Genomic DNA, 13,675 nt, shown 5'->3' with positions numbered 1-13,675 from the left:
TCACCCCGTACGGGGTGACCGCCCTTCGGTCTTTCATCGGCTCGCCATCTCCCACAGGGCGAGGCCGAGTCCGGAGGTGGCGGTGAGCGCGGCGATCGAGGCCAGCGGCCATCGGGCGCGTTCCAGCGCGTCGAGCCGGGCCTCGTGGTCGGCGAGCTGCTTGTCGGTCTGGTCGCTGCGCTGGACGAGCAGCGCGAGTGAGCCGTCGACCCGGGCGAACCCGGCCTCCAACGTGCCGCGCAGCCGTTCCAGTTCCAGCGCCACCGCCACCGGGTCGTTCGGATCAGACTCGGTCATCGGCCGCCCCCGAGGTGGTGCGCAGCCAGCCGGGGAGCAGGCGCTGGACGGCCGGTAGGGCCATCACGCGGGTGAGCGCGCCGGCGACGGCGAGGGCCCCGGCGACCCAGGGGAGGGTCGCCGGAACGCCGGCGGCGTCGACGATCGCGGGCAGCACGACGGCGATGCCGACCGCGGTCTGCAGGACGGTGCGGGCGGTCCGCTTGGTGTTCTCGGACAGGGCCATGGGGGGCTCCTCAGAGGGTGTGGGGGACTTTGAGCGCGTTCCAGGAGATGGCGCCCGGCCAGCCGTCGGCGTCGGCGCCGCGGAAGCCGAGCTTGCGCTGCCAGGCGGTGTACGACTGGCGGTCGGACTCGGACCAGCGGGGGCCCGGGCCGACCTTGTAGCGGCCGCAGCCCTCGGCGACCAGCCGGCGGCCCATCGCGGTGACGATCGGGGAGCTGGGGCTGGTCCTGAAGAACGCCGTACCGGGGAAGCGCTGGTAGCGCGGGGCGGCCGGCTTCGGCGGGGTCGGCGGCTGCTGCGACGGGGTGGAGGCGAGCCTCTTCTGGACCCGGTCGCGCAGGCCCGGCATCGCGAAGCCGCGCGGGTCGCTCTTCCAGTCGGACCACTCCAGGTGGCCGATGACGGACTTGGCGCCCCAGCCGTGGGCCCGGCAGAGCGCGGCGGAGGTCCGCTCGATGGCGTCGAGCTGGGCCCGCCGGCCAGGGGTCGGTGCCGTTGCCGAGGTTGACGCACTCGAAGCCGTAGAAGCGGGAGTTGCCGTCGACGGCGCCGGAGCTGCCCTGGTGCTCGCGGGGGGTGGGCGGCCGGGTCCCGTAGGTCTCGGTGATCACTGCCTGGAGGACGGAGGGATCGCCGCCTCCCGCATGGTTGGCGCGTCCGTTGGCGACGAGATGGACCGTGCCGTCCTTGGCGATCACGCCGTGGCAGAGCGGGCCCGGCAGTCCGGCGTAGCCGTTGTAGCAGAGCTCGACGGACGAGGCGGTGCCGCTGGAGACGGTGTGGTGGATCATCACGCCGACGACGGGGCCCCAGGCTCCCGCCCGGTTGCGGTGGTGGGTGCGCCAGCCGTCGTGCTCGACGACCTTGACGCCTTCGGCGCGGAGCGCGGCGAGGAGCCGGTCCGCGGTGAGGGGAGTGGCCAGCCGTCGCGCCAGGCCGCGGTCCGCTTGACGGACGAGGTCTCCGCGCCGACCTTGACCCGGATGTTGCCGTCGTCGGTCTTCTGGAGGTGGTTCCAGAGAGTGCGGGCGATCTCCAGCTGGTCGGTCGGCGTCGTGAACTTGATCTCTTCGCGGATGCGGCGCCGGGCCGCGTACGAGTCGAAGGTGGCGGCCTGGATGGCCAGGGTCAGCACCCCGCGCTCGCTGCTCTGCAGGGTGCTCGTCCAGATGATGCCGCCCCACCACAGGTCCCCGCCGCGCTCCAGATAGACCGCGGTGCGGCCCTCCTCGACCTGGCGGACGCGCTCGGCGATGGCTTCGTCCGGGATGGGTACGGTGCCGGACAGCGAGCCGGCCTTGCCGATGTAGTCGTCGAACTGGACATCCTGCAGAGGCAGGATGTCGATGGTCTGGTCGGAAAGCAGATCGCAGAAGATCGCCCGATAGGGCGTGTCGAGTGCCTCGGCGTCCCCGACGAGCGGATGAGTGTGTTCGTCAAGGTCGTCAACCAGTTCCTGGAGCCCGGCGAGGAGGGGACCGAGCCGCGAACCGCCGCCGAGCCGAGCCGCGCCGCCTGGGACTGACCTCACGCGACCGGGGCTCGCGCCGACGCCCCGGGTCCGCCGGAAGGCGGGGGACAGGCGGGCCCGCGGGCCCTTCGTACCGGCCCGCGCACCGATCCGTTCCGGGATACGTTCTCCCACGTCGCCCGGGCCCTCGTATGCGTGGGCATTTGTTTTGACCGGAGTCCATGCGATAGGTACGCTCAGACCTTGTGCCTGGGGTGTGCCTGGGCTCGTGTGCGTGTCCTCAACCGCATGGCGAGTCAGATACCGGCCACCGCAATCTGCGCCTTTTCCGCTCGCGGCGGAGGTCCGCAGTATTCGACACACCCGACCGCGTGGGTCGGCGATGTTCCAGGTTAGCTTCACTGACGGCACACAGAAACCGGAGAAGTAGTGCCTACGATCCAGCAGCTGGTCCGCAAGGGCCGGCAGGACAAGGTCGAGAAGAACAAGACGCCCGCACTCGAGGGTTCTCCTCAGCGCCGCGGCGTCTGCACGCGTGTGTTCACGACCACCCCGAAGAAGCCGAACTCGGCCCTGCGTAAGGTCGCGCGTGTGCGTCTGACCTCCGGCATCGAGGTCACGGCCTACATTCCGGGTGAGGGACACAACCTGCAGGAGCACTCCATCGTGCTCGTGCGTGGTGGCCGTGTGAAGGACCTGCCGGGTGTTCGTTACAAGATCATCCGCGGTTCGCTCGACACCCAGGGTGTCAAGAACCGCAAGCAGGCCCGCAGCCGCTACGGCGCCAAGAAGGAGAAGTAAGAATGCCTCGTAAGGGCCCCGCCCCGAAGCGCCCGGTCATCATCGACCCGGTTTACGGTTCTCCTCTGGTGACCTCGCTGATCAACAAGATCCTGCTCAACGGCAAGCGTTCCACCGCTGAGCGCATCGTCTACGGCGCCATGGAAGGCCTCCGCGAGAAGACCGGCAACGACCCGGTCATCACGCTGAAGCGCGCCCTCGAGAACGTCAAGCCGGCGCTCGAGGTCAAGTCCCGTCGTGTCGGTGGCGCCACCTACCAGGTGCCGGTCGAGGTCAAGCCCGGCCGCGCCTCCACGCTGGCGCTGCGCTGGCTGGTCGGTTACTCCCGCGCCCGTCGCGAGAAGACCATGACCGAGCGCCTCATGAACGAACTGCTCGACGCCTCCAACGGCCTCGGCGCTTCGGTCAAGAAGCGTGAGGACACGCACAAGATGGCCGAGTCCAACAAGGCCTTCGCGCACTACCGCTGGTAGTCGCTACCCACATCGAGACCGAGAGAAGACTGAGCCATATGGCCACCACTTCGCTTGACCTGGCCAAGGTCCGCAACATTGGGATCATGGCCCACATCGACGCGGGCAAGACGACGACCACCGAGCGCATCCTGTTCTACACCGGTGTGAGCTACAAGATCGGTGAGGTCCACGACGGCGCTGCCACGATGGACTGGATGGAGCAGGAGCAGGAGCGCGGCATCACCATCACGTCCGCCGCGACGACCTGTCACTGGCCGCTCGACAACGTCGATCACACGATCAACATCATCGACACCCCGGGTCACGTCGACTTCACCGTCGAGGTGGAGCGTTCGCTCCGCGTGCTCGACGGTGCCGTCACGGTGTTCGACGGTGTCGCCGGTGTTGAGCCGCAGTCCGAGACCGTCTGGCGTCAGGCGGACCGCTACGGCGTTCCGCGTATCTGCTTCGTCAACAAGCTCGACCGCACCGGTGCCGAGTTCCACCGCTGTGTTGACATGATCAAGGACCGCCTCGGCGCGACCCCGATCGTCATGCAGCTCCCGATCGGTGCCGAGGCCGACTTCAAGGGCGTCATCGACCTCGTTCGCATGAAGGCCCTCGTGTGGTCCGCCGAGGCCACCAAGGGCGAGATGTACGACGTCGTCGACATCCCCTCCACGCACGCCGAGGCCGCCGAGGAGTGGCGCGGCACGCTGCTGGAGACCGTCGCCGAGAACGACGAAGAGATCATGGAGCTGTACCTGGAGGGCAAGGAGCCCACCGAGGAGCAGCTGTACACCGCGATCCGTCGTATCACCATCGCGTCCGGCGTCTCCAAGGACACCACCGTCACCCCGGTGTTCTGCGGCACCGCGTTCAAGAACAAGGGCGTCCAGCCCCTGCTCGACGCGGTCGTGCGCTACCTCCCCTCCCCCCTGGACGTCGAGGCCATCGAGGGCCACGACGTGAAGGACCCGGAGACGGTCGTCAAGCGCAAGCCGTCCGACGACGAGCCGCTGTCGGCCCTCGCGTTCAAGATCGCGAGCGACCCGCACCTCGGCAAGCTCACCTTCGTCCGGATCTACTCCGGTCGCCTGGACTCCGGCACCGCGGTGCTGAACTCCGTGAAGGGCAAGAAGGAGCGCATCGGCAAGATCTACCGCATGCACGCGAACAAGCGTGAGGAGATCGAGTCGGTGGGCGCCGGCGACATCGTCGCCGTCATGGGCCTGAAGCAGACCACCACCGGTGAGACGCTGTGCGACGAGAAGAACCCGGTGATCCTGGAGTCCATGGACTTCCCGGCGCCGGTCATCCAGGTCGCCATCGAGCCCAAGTCCAAGGGTGACCAGGAGAAGCTGGGTGTCGCCATCCAGCGTCTCGCGGAGGAGGACCCCTCCTTCCAGGTCCACTCGGACGAGGAGACCGGCCAGACCATCATCGGTGGTATGGGCGAGCTGCACCTCGAGGTGCTGGTCGACCGTATGCGCCGTGAGTTCAAGGTCGAGGCCAACGTCGGCAAGCCGCAGGTCGCGTACCGCGAGACGATCCGCAAGGCCGTCGAGCGCGTGGACTACACCCACAAGAAGCAGACCGGTGGTACCGGTCAGTTCGCCAAGGTGCAGATCGCGATCGAGCCCATCGAGGGCGGCGACGCCTCGTACGAGTTCGTGAACAAGGTCACCGGTGGCCGCATCCCCAAGGAGTACATCCCCTCGGTGGACGCGGGCGCGCAGGAGGCCATGCAGTTCGGCATCCTGGCCGGCTACGAGATGACGGGCGTTCGCGTCACGCTCATCGACGGCGCCTACCACGAGGTCGACTCCTCCGAACTCGCGTTCAAGATCGCCGGTTCGCAGGCCTTCAAGGAGGCCGCGCGCAAGGCCAGCCCCGTGCTGCTCGAGCCGATGATGGCCGTCGAGGTCACCACGCCCGAGGACTACATGGGTGAGGTCATCGGCGACATCAACTCCCGCCGTGGTCAGATCCAGGCCATGGAGGAGCGGATGGGTGCCCGGATCGTCAAGGGTCTGGTGCCTCTCTCGGAGATGTTCGGCTACGTCGGAGACCTCCGCAGCAAGACCTCGGGTCGCGCAAGCTACTCGATGCAGTTCGACTCCTACGCCGAGGTTCCCCGGAACGTCGCCGAGGAGATCATCGCGAAGGCCAAGGGCGAGTAACTCACCCGAGTCCACGCCGTAGGCTTGACACCGTCCGCCGGGGGTTCGCCCCGAGACCTTAGGGTCGGACCCCGGCGGCCGGCTTCCCAGCAAAGATCACCTGGCGCCGATGAGTAAGGCGTACAGAACCACTCCACAGGAGGACCCCAGTGGCGAAGGCGAAGTTCGAGCGGACTAAGCCGCACGTCAACATCGGCACCATCGGTCACATCGACCACGGTAAGACGACCCTCACGGCCGCCATTACCAAGGTGCTGCACGACGCGTACCCGGACCTGAACGAGGCCTCGGCCTTCGACCAGATCGACAAGGCTCCTGAGGAGCGCCAGCGCGGTATCACCATCTCCATCGCGCACGTCGAGTACCAGACCGAGTCGCGTCACTACGCCCACGTCGACTGCCCCGGTCACGCGGACTACATCAAGAACATGATCACCGGCGCTGCCCAGATGGACGGCGCCATCCTCGTGGTCGCCGCCACCGACGGCCCGATGCCGCAGACCAAGGAGCACGTGCTCCTGGCCCGCCAGGTCGGCGTTCCGTACATCGTCGTCGCCCTGAACAAGGCCGACATGGTGGACGACGAGGAGATCCTGGAGCTCGTCGAGCTCGAGGTGCGTGAGCTCCTCTCCGAGTACGAGTTCCCGGGCGACGACGTTCCCGTCGTCAAGGTCTCGGCGCTCAAGGCTCTCGAGGGCGACAAGGAGTGGGGCCAGTCGGTCCTGAACCTGATGGCCGCCGTCGACGAGGCGATCCCGCAGCCCGAGCGTGACGTCGACAAGCCGTTCCTGATGCCGATCGAGGACGTCTTCACGATCACCGGTCGTGGCACCGTCGTCACCGGTCGTATCGAGCGTGGTGTCCTCAAGGTCAACGAGACCGTCGACATCGTCGGCATCAAGACCGAGAAGACCACCACCACGGTCACCGGCATCGAGATGTTCCGCAAGCTGCTCGACGAGGGCCAGGCCGGTGAGAACGTCGGTCTGCTCCTCCGTGGCATCAAGCGCGAGGACGTCGAGCGCGGCCAGGTCATCATCAAGCCCGGTTCGGTCACGCCGCACACCGAGTTCGAGGCCCAGGCCTACATCCTGTCGAAGGACGAGGGTGGCCGTCACACCCCCTTCTTCAACAACTACCGCCCGCAGTTCTACTTCCGTACCACGGACGTGACCGGCGTCGTGACCCTCCCCGAGGGCACCGAGATGGTCATGCCGGGCGACAACACCACCATGACCGTCGAGCTGATCCAGCCCGTCGCCATGGAGGAGGGCCTCAAGTTCGCCATCCGTGAGGGTGGCCGGACCGTGGGCGCTGGCCAGGTCACCAAGATCAACAAGTAATTGTTGCTCTGACCTGGTAGCTCGCCGAGCTGCAAGAAGGGCCCCGCACCTGTCGGTGCGGGGCCCTTCGTCATGTCCGGACAGCGGCAGGTCCTTGACCGGATCGTTCCGCCACCGGCCCGGATCGGGACTGCTGATCAAGGGCCGTGCCTGGTCAGAATGGGTGCCATGAGACGAGCGCTGATAGTCATCGATGTCCAGGAGTCCTTCCGGGCCCGCCCGCTGTGGGAGCAGATCGCCGATCCGAAGATCGCCGAGCCGGTGAACAGGCTGGTCCGCCTGGCCCGTTCGGCCGGGGACCTCGTCGTCTGGGTGCTGCACCACGAGCCCGGCAGCGGCGGCGCGTTCGACCCGGCCCTCGGGCACGTACGGCTGCTGGAGGAGCTTGAGCGGCCGGCGGAGGGCGAACCGGTCCTGCACAAGACCTCGCACAACGCCTTCACCACGACCAACCTGCAGCAGCTCCTGACCGCCGCCGGCGTGGGCGAGCTGTGGGTGTGCGGCATCCGTACGGAACAGTGCGTGGAGACGACCACCCGCGTGGGCAGCGACCTCGGCTACCGGATGGTCTTCGTCACCGACGCCACCACGACGAACCCGATCGGCGACCTCAGCGCCGAGGCGATCATCGAGCGCACGGAGGCGGTCCTGCGCGACCGGTTCGCCCGGATCGCCACGGTTGCCGAACTGGAGGCGGAACCGGGAGCATCCGAGGCGTGACCCAGGTCGTCTTCGTCCTCGTCCCCGGCGTCCACCTGCTCGACCTGGCCGGGCCCGCCCAGGTCTTCGGCACGGCGGCGGATTTCGGGCATCCCTACCGGCTCTCCTACGTGGCCGAGCAGGAGCAGGTGCCCAGCGCCCAGGGTCTGCCGCTCGCCGCGCGGACCTGCTGGCCGGAGCTGGGACCGGACGACCTGGTCGTGGTGCCGGGCTGGCGCGCGCCCACGCTGCGCGGCGGCCCGCTCCCCGGGCCGGCCCTGCTGGAGCGGCTGCGTGCCCACCACGCCGCCGGCGGCAGTGTCGCCAGCGTGTGCGCGGGGGCGGAGGCGCTGGGGCTCGCGGGACTGCTCGACGGGCGCCGGTGCACCACGCACCACGGGCTCCAGAACGAGCTGGCGGCGCGCCACCCGCGGGCGGTCGTCGTCAGGGACGTACTGTTCACCGCCGACGACCGGGTGGTGACCTCGGCCGGCATCGCCAGCGGGATCGATCTGGCACTGCACCTGCTCGCGGGCCGGCACGGACCGGCGCTCGCCGCGCGGGTCGCACGCGAGATGGTGGTCTACGCCCGCCGCAACGGGCACGAGCCGCAGGCCAGCGCCATGCTGCGGCACCGCTCCCATGTGGACGACACCGTCCACCGCGTGCAGGACCTCATCGACGCCCGCTTCGCCGAGCCCCTCCCGCTGGCCCGCCTCGCCGCCTCGGCCGGGGTCAGCGAGCGCACGCTGACCCGGCTGTTCGCCCGCGCCACGGGCGGTCTGACACCCCTGCGCTACCAGCAGACGCTGCGGGTCGAACGGGCCGAGCACCTGGTCAGTCACGGCGCGACGGTGGAGAGCGCGGCGCGCGAGGTGGGCTTCGAGGACGCCCGGATGCTGCGCAGACTCCGGGCGCGGACATCCTTCTGACGCGGCCTCAGCACCTCAGCCCTCGGTGCGGGGACGTGGGGACCACGTCCACGGGTGCGCGTCCGCGCCCAGGCCGACGACGGTCGCGGTGCCGTCGGCGCCCAGGTGCAGCGTGGGGGTGTCGATGCTCTGCGCCCCCGTCGTACGGGTCAGCAGGCGGCCCGCGAAACGGAGTTGGATCCGCCCGCGCAGGTCCTTGCCGAGCAGGACGGCGTCGCCGCCCGTGCCCGTGGCCGCGCGGAGGGGCCCGTATCCCTCGAAGCGGCCGGCCGGCAGCCGCTTGCCGTCGGGGCGTACGCAGGTCAGCGCGGCGGCCGCGGTGCCGCGGGAGTCCGTCGGCGTCGCTCTCCTGTAGGGCCGCTCCTGCCGGTACAGCAGCTGGAGCGACCCGTCGGCGGCGGTCAGGGCGGCCGGAGCCTCCACGGCGACCGGCAGCGCGCCGCCCAGGCGGTGGAGCACGGGCCCGCCGGGCGCGTCCTGCGCCCAGTGGTGCACGGTGTCGTGGCCCGCGGCGAAGAGGTGGACGCGGCCCTCGCCGTCGACCGCCGTGGTCAGCCCGTCCTGGATCTCGCCGCCCCCGAGGTCCTGCCAGCCGCTCCAGCTCCCGTCGGCCTGCCGGACGCGGCCGCTGACGCCCTTGTCCGCGTTGCGCACGAACAGGTGCACCCGGCCGTCCGGTGCCGTGACGGCCACCGGCACACCGATGCGCCGGCCGCGGTCGTCGTCGTGCTCCGGATTGCCGAGCCCGCGCCAGGCGAGGAACGGGCCGCCGGCTGAGCGCTGCTCCAGCAGCACGATCTCGCGGGCGTTGTCCCCGCCGTGCCCGCCGACGGCCGCGAACCGCAGTCCGAACAGCAGCTGTCTGCCGTCCGCCAGCGCGGAGGCGCCCATCGCCGGCGCGAGCGGGCCGCCGCCGAGGTCGTCCGGCTCTCCCCAGCGGCCGCTGCCGGGCTCGGTCTCACGCCAGCGCACGGCCCTCAGCCCCAGCACGCCGTAGGCGGACAGCCGTCCGTCCGGTTCGGTGGCGACCGCGGTACGGGGGCCGGGGTAGCGGTAGTGGGTCGAGCGGACCCAGCCCTTCTTGTTCTTGAGCGGCCGCTTGCCGCCGACGTTGTAGTCGCCGCAGCCGGCCGCGTTGCCGCAGTCCCAGTCGGCGTCACCGCCGTACGGGACGAGGTGGGCCGCCTTGCGGCCCAGCACGGCGGCGGGGAGGTTCTTCGGCCAGTGCCGGTTGTAGTAGCCGCGGAAGGAGGTGGCCACGAAGGCGGGCACCTCGCCGCCGTCCTGCGTCGCCTCGGCCACCCAGCGGACCATGGCCGCCCAGCTGAACGACGCCACCGCCGTGTGGTCGGCGTGGTCGGAGTAGCCGCGCTGCTCGCTGTCCTTCCTGCGGGTCGCCTCGTCGCTGTGCTGGATGTCGGGGTCCGGGTCCAGGGTCTGCACGACGGTCGGCCGGTAGCGCTCCATCAGCCCGACGAGGACGTCGACGAGCTGGTCGTAGTCGTACGAGTCGGCCTTGCGGAGGGGGGAGTCGTCGGCGACCACGGTCGCGAGGCCGAGCGCCCGGTCCCGCCACAGGCTCGGCAGGCCCATCCGGCCGCCGCGGGCCGTGTGCATGGCGAGGTTGAGGAAGATCAGCTCGACCCGGCGGACGCCGTTCGCCAGCGTGTTGATCTCGGCGCGCCGGTCGCCGCGCAGGGTGGCGACGCCCTTCTGCCAGTCGGTGAACCTGTCGAGGCCCAGCAGCTCGGCGTACGCCTGCCGAAGGCCCTGGTGACGGGCCGAGGAGTACGCGCTCTTGTCGGACGGGACGTCCCAGTTCCCCGGTATGTGGTTCTTGCCGTCCGCCTCGCCCGCGGTGACGTACACGCAGACCAGCGGGACACCGGCGTCCAGCATCTGCTGCGTGTCCGGGTTCATGAAGTACAGGTCGTCGTCCGGGTGCGCCAGGATCTGCATCAGCTGCGCACGCCGGGAGCTGGCTATCGGAATGCCGGGCGCCGGATCAGCCACCGGCCCCTTCCGCCGAGGGGCGGGAACGGAGCAGGCGCCGAGCGCGCCCGTGCCGGCGAGGGCGGCGAGCGCCGTGACGGCGGCGACGACACTGCGGCGGCGCGGCCCCGGCCGCCGGACGGCGTCCTGATGGTTCTCGCGCGCGGCCGTGGGCAGCGCGCGGACAGCTCTGTCGTTCACCGGTGATGCTCCGTCCGCTTCCCCCCGCAGCGGACGGGCAATGCCGTGCCCCCGTCTGCGTACTGTGATCTCCCCAGATGCGGACGGGCTGGTCAGGAACCCCTTCCGCGATCAGCAAGACGGCGGCGACGGGGCCCGGGTTGCCTGGGAACGCGTGTGCTCTTCGCCGCTCCCCGGCGGTCAGCGCAGCGTGGGCACGTCCCCGCCCTCGGCGCGCGTCAGCGTCACACCGGTGAGCCCCCGCAGCCACCGGTCCGCGATCCGTTCGAGCACGTCCCGGTCCGGCGGGGTCGCGCCCAGTCCGATCGCGAGGCGGACCGGGTCCCAGCCGAACGGGCGGGGCCAGGCGTGGACCTCGGGGGACACCTCGGAGAGCTCGGTGAGCAGCGCGCGCATCCGGCCCCGGACCCGGCCCTCGGCCGGACCCGGCGGCACGGTCACCACCGCCCACGCCGCGTGCCGGCGGTGCAGCGGAGGCGTGGACAGCAGGCCGGCGGGACCCTTCTCCAGCACCTCCCAGGCGCGGAACAGCTCCTGGGTGAGCAGGTCGCGCATGCCCGGTGTGACCTGGTCGCTGCACGGGCGTACGGGCTCGGAGGGAGTCGTGATCACCACGGGCAGGTCCGGCGCGCCGGCAGAGGGCGCGCCCGCGGGCAGGTCCGGTGCGCCCGCACCGGGTGCGACCACCGGTTCGCGCCAGTCCCAGGCCGCCCACGTCGCGAAGAAGTGCCGCAGCAGTTCGGCGGGCGGCAGGTCGCCCGCCTCGCGGACGGTACGGGCCGCCAGCAGGGACCACGCCAGCCCGGGCAGCCCGCCGAACGGCGCCGAGTCCAGGCCGCGTGCCTTGGCCCACGCCTTGACCTCCCGGGCCAGCCGGGTGAACGTCTCCCGGCGGTCGCCGGCCAGCGCGAGGACCGCTTCGGCGTCGCTGACGGCGCTGAGCGCGATCGCCGCCGCCGCGCCCAGTTCCGTACGGCGCTCGACGGCGGTGGCGGGATCGGCCGCGCCGGTGGGGACCACGACCAGGTCCACGGTCAGGCCGCCGACGTCCGTGCGCAGACCGGGGACCCGGGCACCGACCACCTCCCGTACGTCCGCCGCCCCTGGCAGCGCCGCCACCAGCCGGGCGCGTACGTCCTCCAGCCGGGCGTCGCCCGGCAGCGCCGCCACCAGGTCCAGGTCCGCGCCGGGCAGGGCACAGCCCATGCGCCGGGAGCCCACCACGTGGACGACACCGTCGTCGAGCGCGTTCGCCACGCGCTCCGCGACGCGGGCGGCGCGCGGGGTGTCGTCGGCGGATCCGGCCGGCCCCGCCGAAGGCGCCGTGCCCCCGGCGTCCGTCCTCTCCGTCGCGGAGGCCGCCGCGGGGGAGCGGCGTGTGCCGCCGGCCGCGTCCGCGGCGTCCGCCTCCTCCGGTGCCCAGCGCACCTCGCCCGTGCCCAGCGACACCGTCGCCCGGACCCTCATCGGCTCGGCGCCCCGGCGCGACACAAGCGCCAGTTCGCCGACGTGCACCGGCATCGGGGCGAGGCGCGCGGTGCACTCGGCGGCCAAGGCGTGCGGGTCCGTGGTCCGCCCCAGGCTGAGGTGCGGGGTGAAGCCCTCGCGGTGGCCGCGGCAGCCAGGGAAGCGCCGGGCCAGCGCCTCCCGCAAAGCAGCCCACGGCTCCTCGCCGCCGGCCGCCGGGTCCAGCCACACCGTGGCGTCGTCGCGGTGCCCGAACCACTGCACGCCCGCGAGCCGGGCCTCGAAGGGCGCGCTCGCCGCGGCAGCCGCCGCGACGAGCGGGACCGCCCGCTCGAACGCGTGCTCCGGCACGAATCCGAAGAGCAGGTTGACGTGCGGCGGCCAGCGGCGGATCTGCGGGTCGTGGTCCGCGCGGATCTCCTGCAGCGGAGGCCAGAACTCACGCGGCGGGATCCACGCCAGCGCCGTACGGGCCGTCGCCCGTACGTCCAGCACCTCGGCCGACTCCTCGCCCCCGGGATCCAGGTCGGCCCGTACGCCGTAGTGGTCCGAGATGTACAGGCCCTCCGCCGTGGGCGTGTCGCCGTGCAGCGCGGCCTCCCGCACCCGCAGCGCCTTCGCGCGCAGCAGCACCCGGTCCAGCCGGGAGGCCCGCCCGGTCAGCGAGGACACCGCGGCCAGCGGATTGACGCCCGGGTCGAAGGTGGGCGTCGTGTCGCCCCTGCCGTGGGCCTCGCTCCAGGCGTCGCGCATCCCGAGGGCCGCCGCCGGTGCGTCCGTGCCGTCGTTGAAGTCGCCCATCAGGACGACGTCGCCGTCCAGGGACGCCAACCCCTCGGCGATGCTTGCCAGTTCGGTGTCACGCCGCCCCGCGCCGTCGTCCGAGTGGTCGCTGCTCAGGTGCGTCGCGGCCACCGTGACCGGCCCCGCTCCCGTCTCCACGACGAGAGCGCTCACCGCCTTGTGCGAGCCGAGCTCGTGGTGCCCCGCCTCCCGTACGGGCAGCCTGCTCAGCAGGAGCAGACCGCACTCGTCGACGTCCCGCGCACCCGGATCGGCGCCGAGCGTGTACGCCTCGCGCACCCAGGCCTCGCCGAGCACCATCGTGAGCAGCCGGGGCTCGACCTCCTGGAGCGCGATGACGTCGGCGTCGGCCTCGCGCAGGGCGGCCAGCAGCAGCGGCCTGCGCAGGGCGGTGTCGATGCGGTCGGCGTCGTAGCGGTCCCACAGGGTGTTCCAGGTCAGCGCGCGCAGGCGGCCCGCGGGCACGGCCCCCTTGGGCGTGCGCGCCGGCACCCAGTCGGCGCCGTCCCACACGTGCGGCGTCCGGGCGGCGAAGAACGGCGCCCGCAGCCGGCGCGCCTCGCGCACCCGCCCGGCGTCCGTGTCGTCCATCCGGTCCACGCCGGAGGTCCGGTCCCAGACCACCTCGCCGTCGGCCTCGAAGAAGAGGACCCGGTGCCAGGGGATGTCGCCGCCGGGCACGAACGCGGGCAGCGGTACGCGCCCCGGCGCGGCCCCGCGCTGCAGGACGCCGATCACGAAGCGGGCCGGGTCGAAACGCGCGTCCCAGCGCACCCGGTGGTAGATCTCCTCGCTGGTACGCAC

At 71.4% G+C, this 13,675-nt stretch carries 10 protein-coding genes and 1 pseudogene; 6 read left to right on the top strand and 5 right to left on the bottom strand.

All coding sequences use genetic code 11. The features are described from left to right. Window positions 1-33 precede the first annotated feature (33 nt). The 3 genes and pseudogenes from QFZ82_RS17090 to QFZ82_RS17080 all read right to left on the bottom strand — a co-directional run bounded on the left by QFZ82_RS17090 (window position 34) and on the right by QFZ82_RS17080 (window position 1,446). Window positions 34-297 (bottom strand): hypothetical protein, encoded by a 264-nt coding sequence (locus QFZ82_RS17090; protein ID WP_307713985.1) that lies wholly within the window; start codon window positions 295-297, stop codon window positions 34-36. Next, complete coding sequence (locus QFZ82_RS17085) at window positions 284-523, bottom strand: hypothetical protein (protein ID WP_373429295.1); 240 nt, start codon at window positions 521-523, stop codon at window positions 284-286. Before QFZ82_RS17085 ends, QFZ82_RS17090 begins: the two co-directional genes overlap by 14 nt. Before the next feature lie 10 nt (window positions 524-533). Next, window positions 534-1,446, bottom strand: a pseudogene (locus tag QFZ82_RS17080) (peptidoglycan-binding protein). Window positions 1,447-2,423: 977 nt separating this feature from the next. Here QFZ82_RS17080 and rpsL point away from each other — a divergent pair. The 6 genes from rpsL to QFZ82_RS17050 all read left to right on the top strand — a co-directional run bounded on the left by rpsL (window position 2,424) and on the right by QFZ82_RS17050 (window position 8,407). After that, a complete protein-coding gene (gene rpsL, locus QFZ82_RS17075) occupies window positions 2,424-2,795 on the top strand; it encodes a 30S ribosomal protein S12 (RefSeq protein WP_003948652.1) in 372 nt (123 codons plus the stop codon). A 2-nt stretch (window positions 2,796-2,797) separates the two neighbouring features. Further along, window positions 2,798-3,268: a 30S ribosomal protein S7 gene (gene rpsG, locus QFZ82_RS17070; RefSeq protein ID WP_100108597.1), complete on the top strand. Its 471-nt coding sequence runs from the start codon at window positions 2,798-2,800 to the stop codon at window positions 3,266-3,268. A gap of 38 nt (window positions 3,269-3,306) precedes the next feature. Continuing rightward, complete coding sequence (fusA, locus tag QFZ82_RS17065; protein WP_307713984.1) at window positions 3,307-5,433, top strand: elongation factor G; 2,127 nt, start codon at window positions 3,307-3,309, stop codon at window positions 5,431-5,433. Window positions 5,434-5,582: 149 nt separating this feature from the next. Then, window positions 5,583-6,776 (top strand): elongation factor Tu, encoded by a 1,194-nt coding sequence (gene tuf / locus QFZ82_RS17060; RefSeq protein WP_307713983.1) that lies wholly within the window; start codon window positions 5,583-5,585, stop codon window positions 6,774-6,776. A 168-nt stretch (window positions 6,777-6,944) separates the two neighbouring features. Continuing rightward, window positions 6,945-7,496, top strand: a complete 552-nt coding sequence (locus QFZ82_RS17055; RefSeq protein ID WP_307713982.1) for a cysteine hydrolase family protein — start codon at window positions 6,945-6,947, stop codon at window positions 7,494-7,496. Beyond that, on the top strand, window positions 7,493-8,407 hold the full coding sequence (locus QFZ82_RS17050) for a GlxA family transcriptional regulator (RefSeq protein WP_307713981.1): 915 nt from the start codon (window positions 7,493-7,495) through the stop codon (window positions 8,405-8,407). The genes QFZ82_RS17055 and QFZ82_RS17050 overlap by 4 nt, the downstream gene beginning before the upstream one ends. A 15-nt stretch (window positions 8,408-8,422) precedes the next feature. On the opposite strand, the gene QFZ82_RS17045 is transcribed toward QFZ82_RS17050, so the two are convergent. Continuing rightward, entirely contained in the window at window positions 8,423-10,576 is a 2,154-nt protein-coding gene (locus tag QFZ82_RS17045; protein WP_307717749.1) for a PIG-L family deacetylase, read from the bottom strand. Between the two features lie 204 nt (window positions 10,577-10,780). Then, window positions 10,781-13,675 (bottom strand): poly(A) polymerase, encoded by a 2,895-nt coding sequence (locus tag QFZ82_RS17040; protein WP_307713980.1) that lies wholly within the window; start codon window positions 13,673-13,675, stop codon window positions 10,781-10,783.

Source organism: Streptomyces sp. V4I23 (genome assembly GCF_030817975.1).
Classification (GTDB): Bacteria; Actinomycetota; Actinomycetes; order Streptomycetales; family Streptomycetaceae; genus Streptomyces.
This window is presented reverse-complemented; position numbering and strand designations above follow the sequence as displayed.

Coding starts and splice junctions, on each gene's coding strand:
- QFZ82_RS17090 (WP_307713985.1), bottom strand. CDS start 297: ATGACCGAGTCTGATCCGAACGACCCGGTGGCGGTGGCGCTGGAACTG.
- QFZ82_RS17085 (WP_373429295.1), bottom strand. CDS start 523: ATGGCCCTGTCCGAGAACACCAAGCGGACCGCCCGCACCGTCCTGCAG.
- fusA (WP_307713984.1), top strand. CDS start 3,307: ATGGCCACCACTTCGCTTGACCTGGCCAAGGTCCGCAACATTGGGATC.
- rpsG (WP_100108597.1), top strand. CDS start 2,798: ATGCCTCGTAAGGGCCCCGCCCCGAAGCGCCCGGTCATCATCGACCCG.
- QFZ82_RS17055 (WP_307713982.1), top strand. CDS start 6,945: ATGAGACGAGCGCTGATAGTCATCGATGTCCAGGAGTCCTTCCGGGCC.